Annotated in this window: 27 protein-coding genes; 14 read left to right on the forward strand and 13 right to left on the reverse strand. The window is 71.1% G+C overall.

Features of this window, described 5'->3' with window-relative positions; genetic code table 11:
- Nucleotides 1–61: 61 nt before the first annotated feature.
- Genes AB0B76_RS22380 through AB0B76_RS22395 form a run of 4 tightly spaced genes read right to left on the reverse strand, consistent with a single transcriptional unit; the run spans nt 62 to nt 2,935 of the window.
- Nucleotides 62–553, reverse strand: coding sequence for a M67 family metallopeptidase (locus AB0B76_RS22380; RefSeq protein ID WP_360378170.1), 492 nt, complete (start codon nt 551–553; stop codon nt 62–64).
- 55 nt (nt 554–608) lie between these two features.
- The gene (locus AB0B76_RS22385) at nt 609–1,130 is read right to left on the reverse strand and encodes a DUF2017 domain-containing protein (RefSeq protein ID WP_360378576.1); all 522 of its coding nucleotides are present in this window, start codon (nt 1,128–1,130) and stop codon (nt 609–611) included.
- Nucleotides 1,106–1,402: an ATP-dependent Clp protease adapter ClpS gene (gene clpS / locus AB0B76_RS22390; protein ID WP_360378173.1), complete on the reverse strand. Its 297-nt coding sequence runs from the start codon at nt 1,400–1,402 to the stop codon at nt 1,106–1,108. Before clpS ends, AB0B76_RS22385 begins: the two co-directional genes overlap by 25 nt.
- Nucleotides 1,403–1,417: 15 nt before the next feature.
- Nucleotides 1,418–2,935: a hypothetical protein gene (locus AB0B76_RS22395; protein ID WP_360378175.1), complete on the reverse strand. Its 1,518-nt coding sequence runs from the start codon at nt 2,933–2,935 to the stop codon at nt 1,418–1,420.
- A 198-nt stretch (nt 2,936–3,133) separates the two neighbouring features.
- Between AB0B76_RS22395 and AB0B76_RS22400 the strand changes: the two genes are divergently transcribed.
- From AB0B76_RS22400 to AB0B76_RS22415, 4 genes are all read left to right on the forward strand, one after another.
- Complete coding sequence (locus tag AB0B76_RS22400; RefSeq protein WP_360378177.1) at nt 3,134–5,758, forward strand: LuxR C-terminal-related transcriptional regulator; 2,625 nt, start codon at nt 3,134–3,136, stop codon at nt 5,756–5,758.
- A 191-nt stretch (nt 5,759–5,949) separates the two neighbouring features.
- Entirely contained in the window at nt 5,950–7,248 is a 1,299-nt protein-coding gene (locus AB0B76_RS22405; protein WP_360378180.1) for a nicotinate phosphoribosyltransferase, read from the forward strand.
- Nucleotides 7,245–7,817 (forward strand): isochorismatase family protein, encoded by a 573-nt coding sequence (locus AB0B76_RS22410; protein WP_360378182.1) that lies wholly within the window; start codon nt 7,245–7,247, stop codon nt 7,815–7,817. The genes AB0B76_RS22405 and AB0B76_RS22410 overlap by 4 nt, the downstream gene beginning before the upstream one ends.
- A gap of 215 nt (nt 7,818–8,032) precedes the next feature.
- Complete coding sequence (locus AB0B76_RS22415; RefSeq protein ID WP_360378184.1) at nt 8,033–8,407, forward strand: STAS domain-containing protein; 375 nt, start codon at nt 8,033–8,035, stop codon at nt 8,405–8,407.
- Between the two features lie 388 nt (nt 8,408–8,795).
- Here the strand turns inward: AB0B76_RS22415 and ctaD are convergent, their stop codons facing one another.
- Nucleotides 8,796–10,529, reverse strand: a complete 1,734-nt coding sequence (ctaD, locus tag AB0B76_RS22420) for a cytochrome c oxidase subunit I (protein ID WP_360378186.1) — start codon at nt 10,527–10,529, stop codon at nt 8,796–8,798.
- 130 nt (nt 10,530–10,659) lie between these two features.
- Complete coding sequence (locus AB0B76_RS22425) at nt 10,660–10,995, reverse strand: hypothetical protein (RefSeq protein WP_360378188.1); 336 nt, start codon at nt 10,993–10,995, stop codon at nt 10,660–10,662.
- Nucleotides 10,996–11,248: 253 nt separating this feature from the next.
- Here AB0B76_RS22425 and AB0B76_RS22430 point away from each other — a divergent pair, with 253 nt between their 5' ends.
- The 3 genes from AB0B76_RS22430 (at nt 11,249) to AB0B76_RS22440 (ending at nt 13,846) form a co-directional block, all read left to right on the forward strand.
- Nucleotides 11,249–12,247: a LacI family DNA-binding transcriptional regulator gene (locus AB0B76_RS22430; RefSeq protein ID WP_360378190.1), complete on the forward strand. Its 999-nt coding sequence runs from the start codon at nt 11,249–11,251 to the stop codon at nt 12,245–12,247.
- A gap of 139 nt (nt 12,248–12,386) precedes the next feature.
- Complete coding sequence (locus tag AB0B76_RS22435; RefSeq protein ID WP_360378192.1) at nt 12,387–13,016, forward strand: transcriptional regulator; 630 nt, start codon at nt 12,387–12,389, stop codon at nt 13,014–13,016.
- Nucleotides 13,013–13,846, forward strand: coding sequence for an NADP-dependent oxidoreductase (locus AB0B76_RS22440; RefSeq protein WP_360378195.1), 834 nt, complete (start codon nt 13,013–13,015; stop codon nt 13,844–13,846). The genes AB0B76_RS22435 and AB0B76_RS22440 overlap by 4 nt, the downstream gene beginning before the upstream one ends.
- A gap of 366 nt (nt 13,847–14,212) precedes the next feature.
- Here AB0B76_RS22440 and AB0B76_RS22445 read toward each other — a convergent pair whose 3' ends face one another.
- The gene (locus tag AB0B76_RS22445; protein ID WP_360378197.1) at nt 14,213–14,419 is read right to left on the reverse strand and encodes an RNA-binding S4 domain-containing protein; all 207 of its coding nucleotides are present in this window, start codon (nt 14,417–14,419) and stop codon (nt 14,213–14,215) included.
- 76 nt (nt 14,420–14,495) lie between these two features.
- On the opposite strand from AB0B76_RS22445, the gene AB0B76_RS22450 reads away from it, so the two are divergent.
- The 6 genes from AB0B76_RS22450 to AB0B76_RS22475 all read left to right on the forward strand — a co-directional run bounded on the left by AB0B76_RS22450 (nt 14,496) and on the right by AB0B76_RS22475 (nt 19,290).
- Entirely contained in the window at nt 14,496–15,014 is a 519-nt protein-coding gene (locus AB0B76_RS22450; RefSeq protein ID WP_360378200.1) for a hypothetical protein, read from the forward strand.
- 357 nt (nt 15,015–15,371) lie between these two features.
- A complete protein-coding gene (locus tag AB0B76_RS22455) occupies nt 15,372–16,184 on the forward strand; it encodes a M20/M25/M40 family metallo-hydrolase (RefSeq protein WP_360378203.1) in 813 nt (270 codons plus the stop codon).
- Between the two features lie 272 nt (nt 16,185–16,456).
- A complete protein-coding gene (locus tag AB0B76_RS22460) occupies nt 16,457–17,065 on the forward strand; it encodes a response regulator transcription factor (protein WP_360378205.1) in 609 nt (202 codons plus the stop codon).
- Between the two features lie 222 nt (nt 17,066–17,287).
- On the forward strand, nt 17,288–17,950 hold the full coding sequence (locus AB0B76_RS22465; RefSeq protein ID WP_360378207.1) for a phosphotransferase: 663 nt from the start codon (nt 17,288–17,290) through the stop codon (nt 17,948–17,950).
- A gap of 132 nt (nt 17,951–18,082) precedes the next feature.
- Nucleotides 18,083–18,301, forward strand: a complete 219-nt coding sequence (locus AB0B76_RS22470) for a hypothetical protein (RefSeq protein WP_360378210.1) — start codon at nt 18,083–18,085, stop codon at nt 18,299–18,301.
- A 125-nt stretch (nt 18,302–18,426) separates the two neighbouring features.
- Nucleotides 18,427–19,290 carry a class III extradiol ring-cleavage dioxygenase gene (locus AB0B76_RS22475; protein ID WP_360378213.1) on the forward strand — a complete coding sequence of 288 codons (864 nt, stop codon included), beginning with the start codon at nt 18,427–18,429 and terminating at the stop codon, nt 19,288–19,290.
- Here AB0B76_RS22475 and AB0B76_RS22480 read toward each other — a convergent pair.
- The 4 genes from AB0B76_RS22480 to AB0B76_RS22495 all read right to left on the reverse strand — a co-directional run bounded on the left by AB0B76_RS22480 (nt 19,273) and on the right by AB0B76_RS22495 (nt 21,448).
- Nucleotides 19,273–19,923 (reverse strand): MOSC domain-containing protein, encoded by a 651-nt coding sequence (locus AB0B76_RS22480; RefSeq protein ID WP_360378216.1) that lies wholly within the window; start codon nt 19,921–19,923, stop codon nt 19,273–19,275. The two genes, AB0B76_RS22475 and AB0B76_RS22480, sit on opposite strands and share 18 nt — an antisense overlap.
- 4 nt (nt 19,924–19,927) lie before the next feature.
- Nucleotides 19,928–20,128 carry a hypothetical protein gene (locus tag AB0B76_RS22485; protein ID WP_360378219.1) on the reverse strand — a complete coding sequence of 67 codons (201 nt, stop codon included), beginning with the start codon at nt 20,126–20,128 and terminating at the stop codon, nt 19,928–19,930.
- A gap of 204 nt (nt 20,129–20,332) precedes the next feature.
- Entirely contained in the window at nt 20,333–21,091 is a 759-nt protein-coding gene (locus AB0B76_RS22490; RefSeq protein WP_360378221.1) for a hypothetical protein, read from the reverse strand.
- Nucleotides 21,092–21,139: 48 nt separating this feature from the next.
- Complete coding sequence (locus tag AB0B76_RS22495) at nt 21,140–21,448, reverse strand: hypothetical protein (RefSeq protein WP_360378224.1); 309 nt, start codon at nt 21,446–21,448, stop codon at nt 21,140–21,142.
- An 81-nt stretch (nt 21,449–21,529) separates the two neighbouring features.
- On the opposite strand from AB0B76_RS22495, the gene AB0B76_RS22500 reads away from it, so the two are divergent.
- On the forward strand, nt 21,530–22,105 hold the full coding sequence (locus AB0B76_RS22500) for a thymidine kinase (protein WP_360378227.1): 576 nt from the start codon (nt 21,530–21,532) through the stop codon (nt 22,103–22,105).
- On the opposite strand, the gene AB0B76_RS22505 is transcribed toward AB0B76_RS22500, so the two are convergent.
- Both AB0B76_RS22505 and AB0B76_RS22510 read right to left on the reverse strand, forming a co-directional pair.
- Nucleotides 22,102–22,284, reverse strand: a complete 183-nt coding sequence (locus tag AB0B76_RS22505) for a hypothetical protein (RefSeq protein WP_360378229.1) — start codon at nt 22,282–22,284, stop codon at nt 22,102–22,104. The genes AB0B76_RS22500 and AB0B76_RS22505 overlap by 4 nt on opposite strands.
- A 29-nt stretch (nt 22,285–22,313) precedes the next feature.
- Nucleotides 22,314–22,688 (reverse strand): hypothetical protein, encoded by a 375-nt coding sequence (locus AB0B76_RS22510; protein ID WP_360378231.1) that lies wholly within the window; start codon nt 22,686–22,688, stop codon nt 22,314–22,316.
- Nucleotides 22,689–22,780: the final 92 nt, after the last annotated feature.

A 22,780-nucleotide genomic window follows, 5' to 3' on the forward strand; every position in this document is an offset into this window, starting at 1 on the left:
CTCCTCTGGTACGGCATGAGCCTTTGACGACGTGCGGACGTACTCGTGCAACCGGGCGGCCTCAGCTGCCGGACTGACACTCGTAGTCGACGGTCGCCGGGCTCTGCCCGAAGAGGTACTTCTGGACGGCGTTCGGATCCACGACTGCATTAACTACCTGAACCGGCTCTTCGGTGACGGCTCCGTCCACGATGCGGAACGAGCGGACCTCGGTCAGCTCCGGATCGCGGGTGGAGACGAGCAGGTAGTGCGCGTTGGGCTCGCCGGCGAAGGAGACGTCCGTGCGGGACGGATAGGCCTCGGTGGCGGTGTGCGAGTGGTAGACCACGACCGGCTCCTCGTCGGCGTCGTCCATCTCCCGCCACAGCCGCAGCTGCTCCTTCGAGTCGAACTCGTAGAAGGTCATGGACCGGGCCGCGTTCTCCATCGGCACGTGCCGCACCGGACGGTCGGAGCCGGCCGGGCCCGCGACGATCCCGCACGCCTCGTCGGGGTGATCCCGGCGGGCGTGCGCGACGATCGCGTCGAGGATCGCGGCGTCGAGGGTCAGCACGGTTCACAGCCTACCGAAGCCCGGGCGACCCTCGCCCGTGACGGGCATCTCACGGTCAGCCCATCAGGGCGCCGACGAGCGATTCCTGCAGGTAGGTCAGGTACTGGTACACCGAGAGCTGCGCGACCCGCGCCGAGGTCGGGTCCTTGAGGATCGCCTCATCCAGCTCGGTCTCGATGTCCACGTCGTCGTCGGCGATGCCCAGGCGCAGGCCCAGGGTGAGCCGGACGTCGGTGAGCGCTCGCAGCCAGGCCTCGGCCTGCTCCTCGTCGAGGGCCACCTCGCCGCCCTCGACGGGCAGGGCGTCCAGGAGCAGGGCGGCCTGCTCCAGTTTCGCCGAGCGCAGATCGTCCTCGGTGTACCGGCGCAGCTCCGCCGAAAGGGCGGCGTCGTCGCGGTACACGTCGGGGAACAGGCGCTCGATCACCGGATCGGTGCGGTCGAAGCCCTCGGAGAGCAGGGTGATGACCTCGAGCATGACCTCGTTGAGCACGGCCGCCTCGCCCGGGCCGAACCGGGCGACGCACACCGTGCCGGCGCGCACGAACATGGTCACGACCGCTCCACCGTCGCCCAGAGCCCGTGGGCCTGCAGCCGTGAGGCGTCGTACTCCATCTTCTCGCGCACCCCGCTGGTCACGATCGCCTTGCCCTTGGTATGCACGTCGAGCATGAGGCGTTCGGCCTTCTCCTTGCTGTACCCGAACAGCTTCTGCAGGACCCAGGTCACGTAGCTCATGAGGTTGACGGGATCGTTCCAGACGACAGTCACCCACGGACGGTCGGTCTGGGGCACCTCATCAACCTCGACGTGGGTCTCTTCGATCGGTAGGACCTGCGGCGCCGCCATACCAACATGGTGCCATCAAGCGAGCAGCACGCCATGGTCGACCGCGTCCCCAGCGATGATCGACAGTGTCTGGCGCAGCTCCGCGTAGCGCTCGCTGAGCTCGTGGCCGAGTTCGACCTCGATCTCGCGCAGCGCGTGCTGGAGCCAGCGGCGGCAGTCCTTCTTGTCCGGCAGCTTCGGTGGGCCGCCCGGCGCGTGCCGGGGCTGCCACATCGCATACGACCCCGCGTTGAGCCCGATGCCCAGCGCCGAGAGCACCCGGACCGGGTCGTCGCCGGCCGCGCCGGTCGCGGAGAGGCTGTCCAGCGCGCCCGTGCCGGTGAGCGCGGCGACGCCGGAGGTGGTGGTCACCAGCAGCGCCCGGTCGCGCTCGGGGCCGTCGTCGCGGTTGCCGTCATTGGCCCGGCGGGCGGCGCCGGCGATGCGGGCCAGCACGAACTCGTCCGGCGGGGTGTCCAGCAGCGCGCCGAAGACCGCGCCGATCACCTCGCGGGTGTCGGTGTGCAGCTGGCGGGTGCTGCGCACGGACAGGGCGTGCAGCTGCCGGTCGAGCACCCGGGGCAGCTCAGGGCAGCCCTTGCCCGAGCCGAGCTCCTGCACGCAGCGCACGTGGATGGTGGCCAGGTCGATCGAGACCCGCTCGATGGCGGCGAGGCGGCGGGTGCGGATCTCCCGCTCCAGGTGCTCCTGCCAGGCGTCGCCGGTGGCCGAGACCGTGGCGGCCGCGACTCCCCCGGCGCGCGCCCCGGCCGCGGCCCGCTCGTCGGCCCAAGCCTCTAGCTGGTGGCGCAGCTCGGCGACGCCGAAGGTGGACGCCGGGTCGAGCGAGACCGGGAACCACGGCGCGGTGGCCAGCCGGGGGCCTCGCGGGGCGAGTAGCGCCCGGTTGGCGGCGAGCATCTCGGGCCACTCGTCGTGCTGGTCGATGCGGGTGAGCACGAAGGCGATGCGCTCCAGCCGCTCGGCCGCGGCGGTGAGCAGGTCGAGGTCGGCGCGGCCGAGCGGGGCCGCGGCGTCGACCACGAAGAGTAGGCCGAGGCCGTCGGCGGCCGCGTCGAGGGAGATCTCGGCGGTCGCCGGGTCCAGGTCCCCGCGCCCGGGCGTGTCGATCAAGGCGACCCGCTTGAGCAGGGGTGAGGGGTGGGCGACCTCGATCCGGCGGGCCGGGCGCACCGGGCCCTTGATCGTGCTGAGGTCCGGGAAGGGCCGGGGCTCGCGATGCCCGGGCACGAAGGCCCAGGCCTCGGGGCGTTCGCCGTGGCGGAAGACCACCCAGGCGTCGCCGGCCTCCAGCGGTTCGGCGCCGCGCCGTATCAGCGCGTTGATCAGCGCCGTCTTGCCCGAACCGGCGGTGCCGGCGACGATCGCGCAGTACCGGTGGGACGGCTGCGACGGGGTGACGGGTTGCCGTTGGTTCCGGCTGCCGCGAACCGGCATGGCGGCCACTGATCTCTCGCTCGTCGGGACGCCGAAGCTCGGCGCTGACGTGATTGCCAGATCGATCAGCGGCGCCTGCATGACCCCGAAGCCCATGTGCGACCTCCTTGTGCACGCTCGGGAAAGCCCGCTCCGGGCGCCGGCGGGCGGCGCGGCTGGGCGGGGCATCGGAACGCTACGTGAACGGACACTTACGGCAGCAGTGCTCAAGCTACTCACTGGGGCCGAACGCACTACTCAAGTTCGTGCTTCCGCGGGTACGCGCAGTAATCAACGTATCGATATGCTGCGACGGTGCCTCCCTGGAGCTTTGTCGGCAGAAACGCAGAACTCACTCGAGTCGCCGAGGCGGCCTCTGGTTCGACCGGTCGCGGTCTGATTCTCGGCGGCCCGCCCGGCATCGGCAAGAGCCGATTGCTGCGCGAGAGCGTTAACACGCTGGACCAGGACAGACTCGCTGTCTGGACGGCCACCGCCAACGCCGCGACGGCCGGTCTCCCGCTCGGCGGGCTGGCCCAGGTGCTCCCGCCCGACCAACCCGCGGGCGGCTCGCCCGCCGGTCTGCTGCGCTGGGCGGTCGACGCGTTGCACCGCCAGGCCGCGGGTCGCCCGATCGTGGTCGCGATCGACGACGCCCACCTGCTCGACCCGCTGTCCGCCGCACTCGTGTACTACGTCGCCCGCTCCGAGAACGCGACGGTGATCGGCACCGTGCGCACCGGTGAGTCGGTGCACGACCCGATCAGCGCACTGTGGAAGGACGACCTCGTCGAGCGGATCGAGCTCGGGCCGCTCACCCTGCAGGAGACCTCCGACCTGCTGCAGCAGGTGCTCGGCGGCCCGGTCGACTCGGCCTCGGTCGACCGGCTGTGGCAGCTCTCCCAGGGCAACGCCCTCCTGCTGCGCGAGCTGGTGATCGCCGCCCACGCGGCCGGCGAGATCATCGAGAGCTACGGCATGCAGCGCTGGACCGGCAAGGTCGACCTGGCCCCGACCCTCACCGAGGTCGTCGACGCCCGCATCGGCAAGCTGACCCCGCAGGAGCGGGCGGTGCTGGAGCTGGTCGCGTTCGGCGAGCCCATCGGCCTGCCGCTGCTGGTCAAGGCGACCGACCTCGCCACGGTGGAGATCGCCGAGGAGCGGCAGCTGGTCCGGGTCGTCGTGGAGGACCGGCGCACGACGGTGCGGCTGGCCCATCCGCTGTACGGCGAGGTCGTGCGCCGCCGCTGCCCGGTCACGCGGTTCCGGCGCCTGCTCGCCGACCTCGCGAGCCTGGTCGAGGCCAGCGGCGCCCGCCGCCGCGACGACCTGCTGCGCGTGGCCGTGTGGCGGCTGGACTCCGACACCGCCCGCGACCCGGTGCTGCTGCTCAACGCGTGCCGGCTCGCGTTCGCCACCTACGACATGGCGCTGGCGATGCGCCTGGGCAAGGCCGCGGTCGCCGCCGGCGGCGGGTTCAACGCCGCCGAGACGCTGGCCACGATCCTCATGTTCGCCAACTGCCCCGACGAGGGCGCCTTGCTCCTCGACCAGAACGAGGACCAGATCACCGACGAGGCCCAGCGCAGCCGGTGGCTGGCGATCCGGCACATCACCTCGCACTGGGGCATCGGCGTCTCCTCCACCGTCGACGAGATGGGCCGCCAGGCGCACAAGATCGGCGACCTCCGCGAGCGCTCGCTCGTGCTGGCGGTCGAGTCGACCATGCGCCTGCACCGCGGCGACTACGGCCAGGCGCTCACCCTGGCCCGCACCGTGCTCGACGGCCCCGCCTCCGCCCCCGGGCCGCGCGCCCTCGCCCGCAGCAACATGGGCCACCTCCAGGCCATGCGCGGCACCCCGGTGCAGACGGTCAAGGCGATGGCCCTGCTCGACGCCGACGCGGCCCAATGGCGGGCCGAGGTGCCGTACATCCAGCTCGGCATCGAGCTCGCCCGCGGCACGGCCATGATCCTCGCGGCCGACCTCGAGGCCGTCGACGCGATCGTGGCCACCGAGTTCGCGGGCATGGCCGACGCCGGCAACTTCCTGCTCGGCTCTGGATACCTGCAGATCGTCCGCGCCCAGGCGGCCCGGATGCGCGGGCACCTCCAGGAGGGCAGCCGCGCCGCCAGCCAGGCCAGCGCCATGCTCGCCACCGGGCGGATCTTCGTCGCCCTGGCCCACGCCGAGCGCGCCCACGTGGCCGCCCTGCAGGGCGACGCGGCCGGCGCCGCCGCGGCGTTCGCCCTGGCCGAGGAGGCGCACTACCGCTCGATGGAGGTCCTGTACCCGTGGCTCGAGGAGGCCCGCGCCTGGGTCGCCGTCGCCGCCGGGGACGTGACCACGGCCGCCGAGGTGCTCCGCCTGCTGGCCGCACGCAACCGCAGCGACGGGTTCGCCGCGCACGAGATGTTCGCGCTGTACGACCTGGGCCGCCTCGGCTTCGCCGCCGAGGTCAACGAGCGCATCGGCGCCCTCGCCACGACGGTCGAGGGCCGCCTCGCGCCCGTCATGGCCTGGCACGTGCGCGCGATGGCCGAGGAGGACGGGGGCGCGCTGCTCTCGGTGGCCGAGGAGCTCGCCGAGATGCGCCTGTACCTCTACGCCGCCGAGGCCGCCGCGGGCGCCGTCACGCTCCTGCGCGGCATCCGCTCGCCCCAGACCCCGCGGGCGGCCCAGCGCCTGGCCGAGCTGCGCGTGGAGTGCCCGCATGCGGTGACCCCGGCCCTGGTCGTGCCGCAGCCGATGCTGACGGGGCGGGAGCGCCAGATCGCACGCCTGGCCGCGGCCGGGGTGCCGTCGAAGGAGATCGCGGATCAGCTCTACCTCTCCTCGCGTACCGTCGACAACCACCTCATGCGCGTCTACGCGAAACTGGGCGTGACGGGCCGGGCGGAGCTGGCGGCGGCGCTGCGTTCCCTGCCGCCGGAGGACTAGCGGCGGCCTTCCCGGTGCAGTGGACGCCCGGCTGGTAGCGAAAAGTCGGGCGCTGCGCGCCGCGACTTTTCGGATTTATACCCTGACAGGCGACATATCTGGTTCGTCGAGTTCGGCGGCTCGTTCTCGCTCGTCGGTTGCCGACCGGCGGAGTGATCGCCGTCCTATAGCCCTTGGAATATGTTGTTCATGTGACGAGTAGCGCGCTCCTGACCGACCATTACGAGCTGACGATGCTGTCCGCCGCGCTGCGGGACGGCACCGCCGACCGGCGCTGCGTGTTCGAGGTGTTCGCGCGCCGGCTGCCGACCGGTCGCCGCTACGGCGTCGTCGCGGGCACCGGGCGCCTGGTCGACCTGATCGCCGAGTTCCGCTTCCGCGCGGAGGAGGTCGAGTTCCTCAAGAGCCGGGGCATCGTGGACGACGCGACGGCCGAGTGGCTCGGGAAGTACCGGTTCGGCGGAGACATCGACGGTTACACCGAGGGCGAACTGTTCTTCCCCGGCTCGCCGATCATCACCGTGAGCGGCACGTTCGCCGAGTGCGTGGCGCTGGAGACGCTGATCCTGTCGGTGCTCAACCACGACAGCGCGATCGCGGCGGCCGCGGCTCGGATGGTCACGGCGGCGCGCGGGCGGCCCGTGATCGAGATGGGCTCGCGCCGCACGCAGGAGGAGGCGGCGGTCGCGGCGGCCCGCGCGGCGTACCTGGCGGGCTTCGCGTTCACGTCCAACCTCGAGGCCGGGCGGCGCTACGGCATCCCGACCACGGGTACCGCCGCCCACGCCTTCACGCTGCTGCACGACTCCGAGCAGGCCGCGTTCGCCTCCCAGGTCGCGACGCTGGGCAAGCAGACCACGCTGCTGGTCGACACGTACGACATCGCCCAGGGCATCCGCAACGCGATCGCCGTGGCCGGCCCCGAGCTGCGGGCCGTGCGGATCGACTCCGGCGACCTGAGCGTCCTCGCGTCCGAGTCGCGGGCGCTGCTGGACTCGCTGGGGGCCACGGACACGCAGATCGTCGTGTCGGGCGACCTCGACGAGTACGCGATCGCCGCCCTGGCCGCCGAGCCCGTCGACGCCTACGGCGCGGGGACCGCGGTCGTCATCGGCTCGGGCGCGCCGACCGCCGGGCTGGTGTACAAGCTCGTCGAGGTCGAGGGGCGCCCGGTCGTCAAGCGCTCGGAGAACAAGGGCACGGTCGGCGGGCGCAAGACGGCGGTGCGGCGGCACAAGCCCACCGGTACCGCGACCGAAGAACTCGTCGTCTCCCTCGGCGTCCCCGACCCGCAGCCGCACGACCGCGCGCTGCAGCGGCCCCTGCTGCGCGGCGGCGAGCCGGTCGACGGCCTGCCGACGATCAAGGACTCGCGCGAGCACCTGCGCCAGTGCCTGATCTCGATCCCCTGGGAGGGGCTCAAGCTCTCGGCCGGCGACCCCGCGGTCCCGGTCGTCATGTCCGGCGGAATCTCTGGAGGCACCGCATGACGCGGGCGTTGATCGTGGTGGACGTGCAGAACGACTTCTGCGAGGGCGGCTCCCTCGCCGTCGCCGGCGGGGCCGGCGTGGCCGCGGAGATCTCGGCCGCGCTCGCCGACGGCCCCTGGGACCACGTGGTGGCCACCCAGGACCACCACGTCGACCCGGGCGCGCACTTCGCCGAACACCCCGACTACGTCAGCACCTGGCCGGTGCACTGCGTCGTCGGCACCGGCGGCATCGGCTTCCACCCGTCGCTGGACACCGCGAAGGTCGAGGCGGTCTTCGAGAAGGGCGCGTACGCCGCGGCGTACTCGGGCTTCGAGGGTTCCGCCGGCGGCCAGGGCCTGGCCGAGTGGCTGCGCGAGCGGGACGTCACCGAGGTCGACGTGGTCGGCATCGCCACCGACCACTGCGTCCGCGCGACGGCTCTCGATGCGGTGCGTGAGGGCTTTGTTACGAAGGTGCTCCTGAACCTCACGGCCGGGGTCGCACCGGCGACGACCGAATCCGCGCTGGTAGAGCTGCGTGCGGCCGGGGTGACCTTGGTCGGTGAACCGATCGTGACCACGAGTTGACCGTCCGGCGGATGGCACATGGCTGGACTTGCCGTGTAACAACCGACGTGTACCGTCATCCGGGCAAGCGGTTCCGCAACACCGATGTGAGGACTTCTCACGTCACTACGTAAGGAACCCCTACACGGAGCGTGGCGAAAATGGCTGGACTTCGCTACGCTTGCGGGACCTCAGAGGGTCGTCCATGGTGGACGGCTCAGCACCAGGAGGGTCACGTGAAGTTGTCGATCGAGACTCGCCCCTCAGATCAGCGGGAGTCAGTGCTGACCCTGAGTGGCGAAATCGACTATGAGACCGCTCAAGAGCTCCGCACCTCGGTGAGCTCAGTGCTCGACGGAAGCATCGATCTCCTCGTCATTGATCTCGCGGGGGTCACCTTCCTCGACTCCACCGGCATCGGCACCCTCGTCGTTGCCAAGCGCATCTGCCACAGCATGGGCGTCAAGCTCGATATTCGCCGGCCCAACCCCTTCATCGCGCGGCTGTTCGCGGTGGTGGGCGTGAGCGACATCCTCGGCGTACCGATCCCGCCCGGCACCGTGTCCGGCCGCCTCCCCGCCCCTCGCGGCGGGGTGACCCAACCGGCCTGACGATTACGGAGCGCAGTCTCTCCCGGCTCCGGCCGCCCCTTTCGACGACGTAGCGCGGAGCGCCCCACCCCACACCCCGGGTGGCGGCGCCCCGCGCTCAGACATCGTCACATTTAGTCACGGCGCGTGTCAGCGCTTCGACGCAGCGTGACTGCGGATCAAGTCAATCACCCGGTCGGGTGACCACGCCCGTTTTTTCACAAAACTGTCATACAGGCCCCGCGCCAGCAGTAGCGCGACCACCCGTGGTCCCGACCACCGCGGTAGCTCCGAAAACCCCCGGAAACCGCCCCCAGGGCGCCCCTCGCGGTCCAGATCTCCGCGCCCCGAAACGGGGAACGCCCCCGCCCGCCGAAGCGGTGCGAGGGCGTTCAGAGCCTTACGGCCGTCACGAGTCCTGGTAGCTGGCGCCGCCGTCGGCCTCGTGGCTCAGCGGACGGGCACCGCCGGGCGGCGGGGCCTCCAGCGAGTGGCCGGGGGCGTGGGCCGGGTAGCGGGCGTCGAAGGCCGGCCGCTCCGAACGGATGCGCGGCATGCTGTCGAAGTTGCGCAGCGGCGGCGGGCAGGAAGTCGCCCACTCCAGGGACATGCCGTGGCCCCACGGGTCGTTGACCTCGACGACGCGGCCGGTCTTGTACGACTTCCACACGTTCCAGATGAACGGCAGCGTCGACAGGCCGGTGATGAACGAGCCGATCGTGGAGATCGTGTTCAGCGTCGTGAAGCCGTCCGAGGCCAGGTAGTCGGCGTAGCGGCGCGGCATGCCCTGGGTGCCCAGCCAGTGCTGCACCAGGAACGTGGTGTGGAAGCCGATCGTGGTCAGCCAGAAGTGGACCTTGCCCAGGCGGTCGTCGAGCATCCGGCCGGTCATCTTCGGGAACCAGAAGTAGATGCCGGCGTACACCGCGAACACGATCGTGCCGAACAGCACGTAGTGGAAGTGGGCGACCACGAAGTACGTGTCCGAGACGTGGAAGTCGATGGGCGGGCTGGCCAGCAGGACGCCGGAGAGGCCGCCGAAGAGGAAGGTCACCAGGAAGCCGATCGCGAAGAGCATCGGCGTCTCGAAGGTGATCTGGCCGCGCCACATCGTGCCGATCCAGTTGAAGAACTTCATGCCGGTCGGCACGGCGATGACGAAGCTCAGGAACGAGAAGAACGGCATCAGGACCTGGCCCGTGGCGAACATGTGGTGGGCCCACACGCTCATCGACAGGGCGCCGATCGCGATCGTCGCGCCGACGAGGCCCTTGTAGCCGAAGACCGGCTTGCGGCTGAAGACCGGGATGACCTCGGTGATGATGCCGAAGAACGGCAGCGCCACGATGTACACCTCGGGATGGCCGAAGAACCAGAACAGGTGCTGCCAGAGCATCGCACCGCCGGTCGAGGCGTCGTACACGTGCGCGCCCAGCCGCCGGTCGGCCTCCAGGGCCAGCAGCGCGGCGGCCAGGATCGGGAAGACCATGATCACGAGGACGCTCGTGACCAGGATGTTCCAGGTGAAGATCGGCATCCGGAACATCGTCATGCCGGGCGCGCGCAGGGTCAGGATCGTGGTGATCATGTTGACCGCGCCGAGGATGGTGCCGAGGCCGGAGAGCACCAGGCCCACGATCCACAGGTCGGCGCCGACGCCGGGCGAGTTGATGATGCTGTTCAGCGGCGCGTAGGCGAACCAGCCGAAGTCCGCGGCGCCGCCCGGCGTGATGAAGCCGATCAGCGTGATCGAGCCGCCGAACGCGTAGAGCCAGTAGGCGAACGAGTTGAGCCGCGGGAACGAGACGTCCGGGGCGCCGATCTGCAGCGGCGTGATGTAGTTCGCGAACGCGAAGACGATCGGCGTCGCGAAGAACAGCAGCATGATCGTGCCGTGCATGGTGAACAGCTGGTTGTACTGCTCAGGGGAGAGGAACTGCAGGCCCGGCCGCGCGAGCTCGGCGCGCATGAGCAGAGCCATGAACCCGCCGATCATGAAGAACACGAACGACGTGGTGAGGTACATCAGGCCGATCTGCTTGGCGTCCGTGGTGCGCAGCAGCCGAGCGAACGCCGAGCCCTTGACCGGCTTGTGCACCGGCCAAGGCCTGGTGACGATCGGCTTCGGTGCGACGGTGGTCACGAAAGGCCTCCTGAGGCTGTTGAACCAGCTGGCGAGCCAGCTCCGCGAGGCGTCGAGCGATCGCCAAAGCGATCAACAGGTCACCCCGCAGGCAGAATAGTCCTACTGCCCGAGGCGAAATCGCTGGGGTTCAGCTACCGCCCTTGGCCCCGAAGTCGAAGCTGATGGCGCCCGCCGCGATCGCGGCCAGCACCAACAAGATGATCCCCCAGAAGATCAGCCGATCGGCCGGACTCGGGCTTTTCACCGCCCCCAGGAGCCGGCTGGAGATCGGCTCGCTCGGCGGCCCGGCCGGCACCGCCTCCACCACGACGGTGTCGGCATTATCCGCGACCGGCGCCACCCGGCCGGCCGCGCCGGACGACGGGCGGGTCTCGCCGAGGGCTTGCAGGACGATCAGGACGGCACCGGCCAGGACCAACAGCACCCCGAGCACGGCGACGATCACAGCGATCCAGTCACGCATCCTTGCCTCCTTCGATGCAGCGAGGCTAGAGAACCCGATGGGTGCGCGTCGAGACCCGGCTCACGGTCCGGCGCTGAAATTTACAGCCAGAAGCCCGGTAGCGAAACCTTGCGGCAATCTCGTGTTGACACCGCGGAAACCGTGTATGACGCTCCGATATGGAAGCGCTCCCAAAATCGACGACTTGCTATCTAAGGAGGTCGCGATGTCGATTACCGCCGCTCCAGAAACGCAGGATCCCACGCACGACCCCATGCGTGACAGTGCTGACCACCCCACCCTCGCCCACGTCGCCGCCCTCGCCGGTGTTTCTTCCGCAACTGCCTCGCGCGTGCTCAACGGCTCCGCCCGGGTGTCGCCGGCCGCCCGCCAGCAGGTCCGAGACGCCGTTGACCGGCTAGGTTACGTCCGACAGCGTGCCGCCCGCGCTGTCGACCGCCGCCCCCGATCCGTCGCCGCAGTGGTGTGCGAGCCGAACGCACGCCTCTTCGCCGACCCGTTCTACTCCCGTGTGCTGGCGGGGGCCAGTGCCGCGTTCGCCGAGCGCGACATGCCGATGCTCCTGGCCGCGGGCGAGCGGCCCGCGTCGCTGCAGCGGTACCTCAGCAGCGGTCACATCGACGGCGTGATGCTGATCTACTGCCGCAGCAGCCACCCCCTCGTCGTCACGCTCCCCGCGCTCGGCGTGCCGGTCACCCTGATCGGCCGGCCGTTGCAGGGCAGCGCGCTGTCGTACGTCGACGCGGACAACCGCGGCGGCGCCCGGCAGGCGGTGGAGTACCTGGCCCGCACGGGCCGCCGGCGCATCGTCACGATCGCCGGGCCGCCGGACGTGTCGGCCGGGGTGGACCGGCTCGCCGGGTTCCGCGAGGGGCTCGAGCGGGCGGGCCTGGACCCGGGCCCGATCGCGTACGGCGACTTCACGCGCCCGGCCGGGGTGCACGCGATGACCCGCCTGCTCGATCACCGCCCGAACCTCGACGCGGTGTTCTGCGCCTCGGACCTCATGGCGGTCGGGGCCCTGCACGCGCTGCGCCAGTCCGGGCGGCGGGTGCCGGAGGACGTGGCCCTGGTCGGCTTCGACGACCTGCCGCTGGCGGCGTTCACCCAGCCGCCGCTGACGACGGTCAAGCAGCCGGTCGAGGAGATCGGCGCGGCCGCGGCCCGCCAGTTGCTCGCCCAGATGTGCAACGAGCCGTGGGACGAGCCGCCCGTGCTGCCCACGATCCTGGTGCGCCGCCAAAGCGCCTGAGGATGTCGTACCCGTTCCCGCCCGCCGCCCCGGGCGGGCGGGGCTGCGCCACAGCCCCGCTCGGGTCCGCCCCGCCCGCCCGCCGCCCCGGGCGGGCGGGGCTGCATCCATTTGCCGTCATCCGCGCGAATCACTGGGTATGCGGCTCTTGGACCTGTTGGACGCGGCCCGGGATCTCGACAGCGGCGCCGTCGCCGGCCTCGTCGTCACGCTGACGGCGCGGTACGGCGTCGCGGCGACCTGGACCGGGGCGTGCGTGCCGGCCCTGCGCCGGGTCGCCGCGGTACACGGACCGATCGACATCGCGGTCGAGCACACGCTCACCGAGGGCATCGCCCGCGGCCTCGACCTGGCCAGCCTCCCCCGCCACGACGACATCCGCAGCAACCACGTGCTGCTGGCCTGCGCGCCCGGCGAGCAGCACGACCTGCCGCTCAAGGCGCTGTCCGCTGCGCTGTTCGAACGGCGGCTGGGGACCTTCCCGCTCGGCGCGGCGGTACCGTGGCGGGCCCTGCACGCGGCGACGGAGCGGACGTCGCCCGGTGCCGCCGTGATCTGGTCGCAGACCGCGGACACCGCCGACGCCGCGGGCCTGCTCGCCGTCGCCGCCGAATTCCCCGCCACCGCGTTCAACGCCGGCGGCCCCGGCTGGCTCGCGGCGGGGGTGGTACCGCGCCTCACCCGGGCGGGACTTGCCCATCTCACCTCCCTCGACCTGGCCGTATCCGCCTGCGCGCGGGTCCCGGAGCCGCTAGACATGGAGGCGTGAAGGCGATCACGCTGACCGCAGAGCACACGCTGACCCTGCGGGACCTGCCCGACCCGAACCCGGCCCCCGACCAGCTGCTCCTGGCGATCCGGGCGGCCGGCGTCGACCGCGCCGACCTGGACGCACCCGCGGAGGCCGACCTCGTGCCCGGCCGGGAGGTGGCGGGCGTGGTGGTCGCCCGGGGCCCGGAGGTGACGGGCTTCGTCGTGGGTGACGAGGTGTACGCCTGGACCGACGGCGCCTACGCCGAGCGCGTCACCGTGCCCGAGGGCGCCGCGGCCCACAAGCCGGCCGGCCTCACGTTCGTGGAGGCGGCGGCCGTCCCGCGCGCCGCCGTCACCGCCCTGCAGGCCCTGCGCGCCGCCGGCACCGGTGAGGGCGACGTGGTCCTGATCCACGACGCGGCGGGCGGCTCCGGGCACTTCGCGGTGCAGATCGCGCTGGCCCTGGGCGCCGAGCGCGTGCTCGGTACCGCGGCCGAGGTCGACCACGACTTCCTGCGCGAGCTGGGCGCCGAGCCGGTTCTCGCGCCCGAGCTCGTGGACGTGGCCCTGGACCTGGACGGCGGGGAGACGACGGCGGCGGTACTGCGAGAGGTGCGCGACCCGGCCCGGGCCGTGTCGACGGTGAACCCGGCGATCGCGGCGGCGGGCGGGCGGTACGTGCCGCCGGCGCCGTCGGCGGAGGATCTTCGCTGGCTGGCCGACCTCGCGGATCGCGGCCGGCTGCGGGTGGCCCTGCACCGCGAGCTGCCGTTGGCGGAGGCCGCGGATGCGCACCGGCTGCTGGGCGCGGGCCATGTGCGCGGGAAGCTCGTGCTGACGCCGTAGCTGGGCGGGGGCACGAAAAGTCGGGCGCTCCGCGCCTCGACTTTTCGGATTTATCGCCTGACGGGGTATTCGCCGGTTTCGGGCGGTACGCCGCTTGCCGGGCGCAATACAGTCGAGGCCGGGCGCACCCCCGGCAGGTGGTGCCCCGACCTCGACCGCATTCACTGTTGCCCTCGCTGACCACCCCAGCCCGGCAACGTCGTGAGCAACGTTTGGCGTGACCGTGCGCCGGTGGACCATCCAGGGAGGCTTCCGGTTTTTCCGGCGCCGGTCACAACAAGAACTATGCGGCGCTGACCTGGGGAGAGGCCCAAACGGCGCTGTGAAGTTCCTGAGTACCGAACGGCCGGCGTGCGCGCCGTGCCTCTAGGCGACGCGCAGCGATTCGCCCAGGACGCGTACGACATCGCCCTTGTGCAGTTGCCGACCGCGGCGGGTGTCGACCTCGCCGTTGACGCTGACCTCGCCGTCGAGGATGAGCTCCTTGCTCTCCCCGCCCGACTCCATGATGTCGGCAAGCTTCAGGAACTGACCCAGGCGGATCATGTCGCCGCGGATCTCGATGTCTCTCACATCGCGCAGCGTAGTTGTTGTGCAGATCTCGTGACGGACAACGCCGCAGCGCCGCGCGCGGTCCTACGCTGCGGGCATGACGAAGATCCGGGTCTGGCTGGTCATCTTCATCGTCGGCCTGGTCGCCAGCGGCGTCACCGCGTTCCCGCTCGAGCACGAGGTCCGCTGGCTGCACCACCTGCTCGACGGCTCCCCCGCGCCGCAGGGCCTGGTCGACTGGATCGCCCGGGTGGACCGTGGCATCACGGAGACCAACGACAGGTACCCCTTCATCATGTACGGCACGGACTGGCTCGCCTTCGCCCACCTCGTCATCGCCGTTGCCTTCTGGGGCCCGCTGCGCGACCCGGTGCGCAACATCTGGGTGATCGAGTGGGGCATGATCGCCTGCCTCGGCATCGTGCCGCTCGCCCTGTTCGCCGGACCCGTGCGCGACATCCCCTTCTGGTGGTCGCTGATCGACATGTCGTTCGGGGTCTTCGGCATCATCCCGCTGCTGGTCGTACGGCGGATGATCAAGCGCCTCGCCGCCTCCGACGCCGCTGACCGAACTGCTCCCGAAAAACCGTTGCAGGTGATCCACGGAGCTGGCTAGTTTGGGCGTACACGGGAAAGGAGGTGGTCCAAAGTTGTGTAGCAATGGGACTCGTGAGGTGACTGTCCGCTAGTCGCCGTCCTCTGGACTCGCACTTCGTGTGTCCGCCCGGATGGCGGCAGGCGAATACGAGACAGCCACCCAGCCCCCGAGGCTTTCCGGTTTAGTCCGACCGGTCCGCGCAGAGCGCGGGAACCTCGGGGGCTGTTCCATGTCCGGCGTCGCCCGATCAGGAATCACCGTGAGGCGGCCTCCGCGGGCCGTGACCAGGGCAATCGTTCGGGGTCGCAGCCGTGGACGGAAACGGTGGCCGTTCCGGCGTTCCCCGGCGCATCGCCCATTCCCTATCCTGTGGCCGTGATCTCCGCGAAACGGCTGCGCGTTCATGTCGAAGCGCTCACTGCGCACGGGCCGCGGTTCGAGGACCTGCCCGGGGTGCCGGCCTGCCTGCGGTACGTGACGGATCAGCTCACCGCCATAGGGCTGAAGGTGCGCGTCGAACGCTACGGCGGCGAGTTGCACCAGGTGAACCTCGTCGCCGACATCGAAGGCGGCACCTCCGACGACGCCGTTGAGTTGTGTGCGCACTGGGACACGGTCGACGGCAGCCCCGGGGCCGACGACAACGCCAGCGGCGTGGCCGGCGTGCTCGAGGCCGCGCGCGTGCTGCGCGAGGCCGACCTGCCCGCGCGCACCATCCGGTTCTGTCTGTTCGGCGGCGAAGAGGCCGGATTCGACGGCAGCGCCGCGCACCAAGCGTTCATCACCGCGCAGACGGAGTCGATCGTTTTTGAAATGATCGGGTACACCGCCGCCCACCAGCGGCTGCCCGAGGAGCTCGCGGGCTTCCTGGAGCCGCCCGAGCGCGGGGACTTCGTCGCGCTGGTCGCCGACGAGCGGTCCCAGGAGCTGCTGACCCGGTTCGCCAGGCATCTGGAGGTACCGTCGCTGCCTCTGGTTCTTCCGGAGTTCGCCCAGGACGTCGCGCTGCGCAGTGATCATGTGCCGTACTGGGAGGCGGGCCGCCGCTCGTTGCTCGTAACGGACACAGCCGACTATCGAAACGAGCACTACCACCGCGCCGACGACACCGCGGACACGCTCAATTACGACTTCGCGGCCGGCATCGTCAAGGCCGCCGTGCGGACGATCACTGATCTCGCCCAGTGATTCAAATCACTACCCCGGCTTCTGCGCGACCCGCCTGATCTTCGTGTTCGGGGTGCTGGGCCTGCACGGCGCACGCTCACCGCTCGGTGCACGCGCGCCGCGCCGCGCCGGCTCACCGCTCGGTGCGCGCTCATGCACAACGTCCGCTCGGGGTAGTTGCACGATTCGCGCCGGCCAGTGCATCGAGACGCCCCGCCGTTGCGCAAACGCGCAGTGGTTCCTGTCCATCTCCGCTCGGCGACCGCGCGACTCGGCCATGACACGATGCTCCGGTGTCCATCCGACTCTTGATCGCCGACGACCAGGCCCTCGTGCGGGGCGCGCTCGCGGCGCTGCTCGATCTCGAGGCCGATCTCACCGTCGTCGCGGAGGTCGGGCGCGGGGACGAGGTCGTCGCGGCCGCGCGGGAGCACCGGCCCGACGTCGCGCTGCTCGACGTGGAGATGCCCGGGCTGGACGGCATCGCGGCCGCCGCGGCGCTGCGCAAGGCGCTGCCGTCGTGCAAGGTGCTCATGGTGACCACGTTCGGCCGGCCCGGATACCTGCGCCGGGCCATGGCCGCGGGCGCGTCGGGCTTCGTCGTGAAGGACACACCGGCCAGGCAGCTCGCCGATGCCGTACGCCGCATCGCCCAAGGCCTCCGCGTCGTCGACCCGACCCTGGCCGCCGAGACGCTGGCCAGCGGCGACAGTCCACTGACCCCGCGCGAGGCCGACGTGCTGCGGGCGGCCCGCGAAGGCGGCACCGTCGCCGACGTGGCCGGCCAGCTCGGACTGTCCGAGGGCACCGTGCGCAACCACCTGTCGGCGGCCATCGGCAAAACGGGCGCCCGCACCCGCGCCGAAGCCGTCCGCCTCGCCGACGAGAACGGCTGGCTCTGAAGACTCGGAGAGAATACAAGCCTTGCGCATCGGCGTGCCGTGTGTGCCCAGCCGGCAACGGTGCCCACCGCAAAGCAGCTACATACCGTTACGGCAGCTCGTGCACGTTCGTGCAGCGCGCGACTGAGCGAAATGTGAGCCGCGAACGGGTGTCGCTCACAAGTGTGGGTGCCCCTCCACCTGAGGGCTGAATGATTGCGGGTGAGGACGTAGAGTCGCGGCATGACCGCACTTCTCGCCAGCGGCCGCGATGCGGATGTCTATGCCCTTGACGAGCGGCGAGTGCTCCGGCGGTACCGGCGCGGCGGGGACGTGGCGGCGGAGGCGGTCATCATGCGGTACGTCTCGGATCATGGATATCCGGTGCCGCGCGTCTATGAGGCCGAGGGCGCCGACCTGGTCATGGAGCGCCTCGAAGGACCAACGATGCTGCAGGCGCTCGACGAGGGCGCGCTCGATCTGCACTCGGGCGCCACCGTGCTCGCCGATCTGCTCGAACGGTTGCACAAAGTGCGCGTTCGCTCAGCCACCGATCCCGGCACGCGCATCCTGCACCTCGACCTGCACCCCGAGAACGTGGTCATGACCGAGGGCGGGCCCGTCGTGATCGACTGGCGCAACAGCTGCGAGGGGCCGCCGGAGCTGGACGTGGCGGCGACGGCGCTGCTGATCGCGACGGTCGCCGTCGTGCCGGGACACGAGTTCGCCGAGCGGGCCGAGGACTTTCTGGACACCTTCCTCAGCTGTACCCGCGACAACCCGCTCTCCCAGCTCGAAGCCGCCGTGCACCGGCGCCACGCCGACCCCAACGTCACCGCCGAGGAGAAGACGCACCTGCACGAGGCCAAGCTCCTCGTCACCACCGCCGCCCGCGCACACTTCTGAGGCGAGCCCGGGAGAGGGTCCATCAGCCGCGCGGCATCGAAGGCAAGCCCCGACGCGGGCGACAGAGGGCGAGCGGCGAATAACCCGATCGGGGCGGCGTCCGCGCGTCGAGGGGGCGCCACGCTTTCCCTCATGGAAGAACTCTTCGTCCGGCAGGTGGACATCGGCGTGGCCGACATGGACATCCACGTCGACGACCGGCTCACCACCACCCGCGTCGTCGTCGAGCGCGCCACCGCCACCGACCGCCGCGGCGGACGCGAGCGTGAGCTCCTCCTCGTGTACGGCGCCGCCGAGACCCGGGCCGTGGCCGAAGCCCTCCACCGCGCCTCCGAGCTCGCAACCGACTGAGAACCCCGAAAAAGACCGACCTAAGCCCCGTCGGGGTATAAATCCGATATGTCGCGGCGGCCAGCGCCCGACATATCGTCACTCCCTCTTGTTGAGCGCTCAACTAACGCGCTACGCTCGTAAACATGAACCAGCTTCCCCTTCTCGAGCAGCACCTCGCCGCGGCCGTTCCGGCCAGTCGCGAGCAGCGCGTATGGACGCCCGAGGACGGGGCGCTGCCCAGCCTGTACATCAGTCACGGCGCCCCGCCGCTGCTCGAAGACGCGCAGTGGATGCGCGAACTGCTCGACTGGACGCTCGAACTGCCCAAGCCCAAGGCGATCCTCATCGTGAGCGCGCACTGGGAGCAGGCGCCGCTGAGCGTTTCCGCCACGGACGCGAACACCCCGCTGGTGTACGACTTCGGCGGCTTCAAGCCCGTGTTCTGGACCTTGAAGTACGACACGCCCGACGCCTCCGCGCTCGCGCGGCGCATCGCGGCCGCGATGCCCGACAGCGAGCCGCTGCACGAGCACACCAGCCGCGGGCTCGACCACGGAGCGTGGGTACCGCTGATGGTGATGTACCCGCTCGGCGACGTGCCCGTGCTCCAGCTCAGCCTGCCCACCCACGACCCCGACCGGCTGCTGGAGCTCGGCCGCCGGCTGCGCCCCCTGCGCGACGAGGGCGTCCTGGTCATCGGCTCCGGGTTCATGACGCACGGGCTGCCGTTCCTGACCCGGGAGCACTGGACCGGGCACGGCCGGCCGCCGGGCTGGTCCGCCGAGTTCGACGCCTGGGCCGCCGACGCGCTCGCCCGCGGTGACGTCGACACCCTGAGCCGGTACGCCAGCCAGGCGCCGGGCATGCCGTTCGCGCACCCGACGGCCGAGCACTACACGCCGCTGTTCGTCACCCTCGGCGCCGCCGACCAGCCCGACGCGCCCGTGCGCTCGGTGATCGACGGATACTTCATGGGCCTGTCCAAGCGCTCACTCCAGACGGCCTAGCACCTTCTCGCGCGTCCGGGCCGGCAGCGCCGTGGCCGCCACGAGCCGGGGCAACAGCTCCGGCTCCGCGGTCAGCGCCCGGAACGTGAGCCCGATCGTGACGTCGTGGGGCGGAGTGTGCACGACGCGCACCTCGTCCCCGGCGCGCACCGAGCCCGGTACGACGACCCGCAGATACGCCCCGGGGATCGCCCGCTGCGTGAACGTCTTGATCCAGCCCCGCTCCCCCAGCCAGCCGGCGAAGGTCCGGCACGGGATGCGCGGCGCGGACACCTCGAGCACGGTCTCGTCGCCGATCAGCCACCGTTCGCCGATGCGGGCGCCGGTCACGTCGAGCCCGACCGTGGTCAGGTTCTCGCCGAAGACGCCGCCGGGCAGGTTCCGGCCGAGCTCGGCGGCCCATTTGTCGAGATCTTCGCGGGCGTACGCGTACACCGCCTGATCCGGCCCCCCGTGGTGCCGGGTGTCACAGACCCGGTCGCCCTCGACCCCGGTCGGCTCGGACCCGCGCGGCCCGGGCTCGGCGATCGCCACCGGCCCGTCGACCGGGCGCTTGTCGATGCCGGTGTGCTGCATATCGGAGTGCTGCGTGTGCATGGGCGTGCCCACGTTGACGGAGAGGAGGTAGGCCACCCCGTCAACGTAGCGAATTTCCGGCGCTGATCAAGGCCAGGTCCGCGCGCCCGAGGCACTCGGCCACGGCCTCGGCGAGCCCGTCCTCCCCCAGGCCGAACAGCTCCACCTCGGCCTGGTTCGTCGCATGGCGGTCCTGCCCGTGGGCATTGACGCTTGACGAGGCACAACACTGGCCCGCAACGATCGACAGCTCAATGCCCATGACCGGCCCCCCGGGATCACGCAATGTTAGGTACAAGTCACGCCGGGCCGAACGGTCTTGACCTTGAAACGCCGCAGCCGCGATCCGCCCCGAAGACCGGACGAAGCCCGCAGGCCCCGAAAAATGCGGATATAGGCGATAAGTCGCGGCGCGGAGCGCCCGACTTATCGCCTTACCAGAGCGGCGCGCAGCGCCGCCCGAAACTCAGGAACCGGCCGTGGCCGTACGGAAGGACGGGGCGGCCTGCTCCGGGGCCACCGCGGTCGCCTTGCGCAGCCGCAGCTCGGCGTCGAACGCCTCGTCGTCCAGGCTGCGCTTGGCGGCCATCGCGAGGTCGGCGGCCTTCGCGGTCTTCCGCTCCAGCTCCGAGGCCTCCTGGTACGCGCGGAACTTCCGGTCCCGGATGGCCTTGCGGAGCATGAGCTGCTGCGCGAACGGATGTGCCTTCGGGTCCCAGCCGTTGCGGTGCATGAGCGCGTCAGCCAGGTCGGCCGCCGAGATCTCGCCGCGGTCGTGGGCCGCGTTGACCATGCGGACCAGGTGGCGGCGGCGGTTCTCCGGGTCGTCCTCGGTCAGCCGGAAGGCGTTCGCGCGCCGGAGGCGGTGCACGTCCTGCTCCGACTCCTCGAACGCGCGCCAGGCGGCCTCCTGCGTGCGCTGCGCGGCCTCCCACTCGTTGCGCCGGCGGTCGGCCATGGCGGTGGCGCGCTCGTCGGCGATGGCGACCTCCGCGCAGTACCGCCGCAGCTCTTCGATCTCTTTGGCACTGCGCTCGGCCTTGGCCAGCTTCTCGCGCGCGGCGTCGGGGTCGTGGATCGCCTTGCGCAGGCGGGACCACCAGGACGGGCCGCCGGAGCCGCGGTGAGATATGAACGACATGACCACGAAGGCGATGACGGCGGCGGCGAGCAGGGCCAGCCAGATGGTCAGGGCTTGCTGCATGCCGTGGGAGAAGTTCTGCATGGCGGGGGCACCTCGGATGGGGCGAGACCGGTCAGGGAGGGGTTCGTCTCACGCCGGGTGCGCGGGTGGGGCCCGGCCCGCCACGGCGCCCGCGGATCGACCGTCGGGCATGGCCCGCGCGGCCGTGATCGCCACCGGCTCGGCGAACCCGGCGACCGGGGCCGCCTCGTCCACTGTGGACTGCCGGGCCGGGGCGGGGGCGGCGGTCGCGTTGAACGACACCGGCGCCGGACGAGACGGCTCCACTGTGGACGGCACGGCGGGGGTGAAGCCGGCGCCGAGGATGAGGGCACAGATGGCCATCGCGAGTCGTCGCACACCACGCCGCAGACGGCTGGGCGGCGGGACGACCTGCATGCCATCAAACATGCCCCCTTGCGACGCTTGTCGCAAGCTGGGGTGAAGATTCCTACACTCCGGCCGGAGTACCGTGTCGCCGTGGATCTGACCGTCATCCTCGGCCCGATGAAGAGCGGCAAGTCGCTGGAGCTGGTGAGCCTGCTCTCGCCGCTGCAGTACACGGACGCGCGGCACCGCGTGTTCCAGAGCGCCCGGCACGTGCGCGACGCCGGTGTCGTCTCGCGCAGCGGGGCCGCCCTCGCGACAGTCAAGGCGACCTCGCTGGCCTCGGCGCTCGACGAGGAGCTCGACGTCGTCGGCATCGACGAGGTGCACATGTTCACGATCGCCGACATGCTCGTGGTGCGGCGGCTGCTGGAGCGCGGCACCCGCGTGGTGGCGGCCGGCATCGACCTCGACCACCGCGGCGAGCTGTTCGCGCCGGTGCGGGCGCTGCTGGAGCTCGGGCCCGCGAGCGTGACCTACCGCCGCGCGGTGTGCGACCGCTGCCGTTCGTTCTCCGCCGTGTACACGCAGGTGCTGGAGCACGGCGAGCCGATGCTCCGGACGCTGGCCCCGTCGACCGCGCTGCCGGACGACGGCACGTACACGTACGAGGCCCGCTGCCGCATCTGCGCGGTGCTGCCGGAGAAGGTCACGGTCGCGGCCGCCTAGGCGACCGCGGGCTCCTCCGCGAAGTCGGGCTCCGCGAGCTGGCGCGCCGAGACGTTGACGCTCACCTTGCGCGGCGCCGCGGCCCCGAGGCTCGCCATCCGGGCTGCCGCCTGTGAGCACGCCTCGAGCAGGATCCACGCGCCCAGCTCGGCGACCGGGATGAAGTCGGCGGGGCTCATGAACCCCAGCTCCGGATGGTGCCAGCGGATCAGCTCCTCCAGCAGGGCCGGTTGGGCAGGCCGGTGAGGTCGTCGCGCATGGCCAGCTCGCTGAGCTGGTCGGCCTGCGACTGCACCTTGCCCACGAGCCCGGCCATCCGCACCACGACCAGCACGAACAGCACCCCGACGACGACGCCGACGGCGAGCCGGTCCAGGTGCTCCGCGCGGGCCAGGCCCTGGCCGAGCAGCAGCAGCGGCGCGATGAGCGAGCTGACCGCGAGCACGACCAGGCGGCCCCGGGACAGCGTCGTGGCCGCCTCGGTGACGGGCTCGGTCAGGGTCAGCAGCGGGTAGATCGCGGCCACGATGCCGCCCACTACGCACCAGACGAGCCAGAGGCGCCTGGTCAGCCACTCTCCCACGGGTGGGTTATCGGCACCGCCCCGCCCCGCGTGAGGCTTGTGACCTGGTTTTATACCCCCAGGGGGTTCATCGCGATGCGGGTATGCTTGTC

This window comes from Dactylosporangium sp. NPDC049140, from assembly GCF_040648435.1.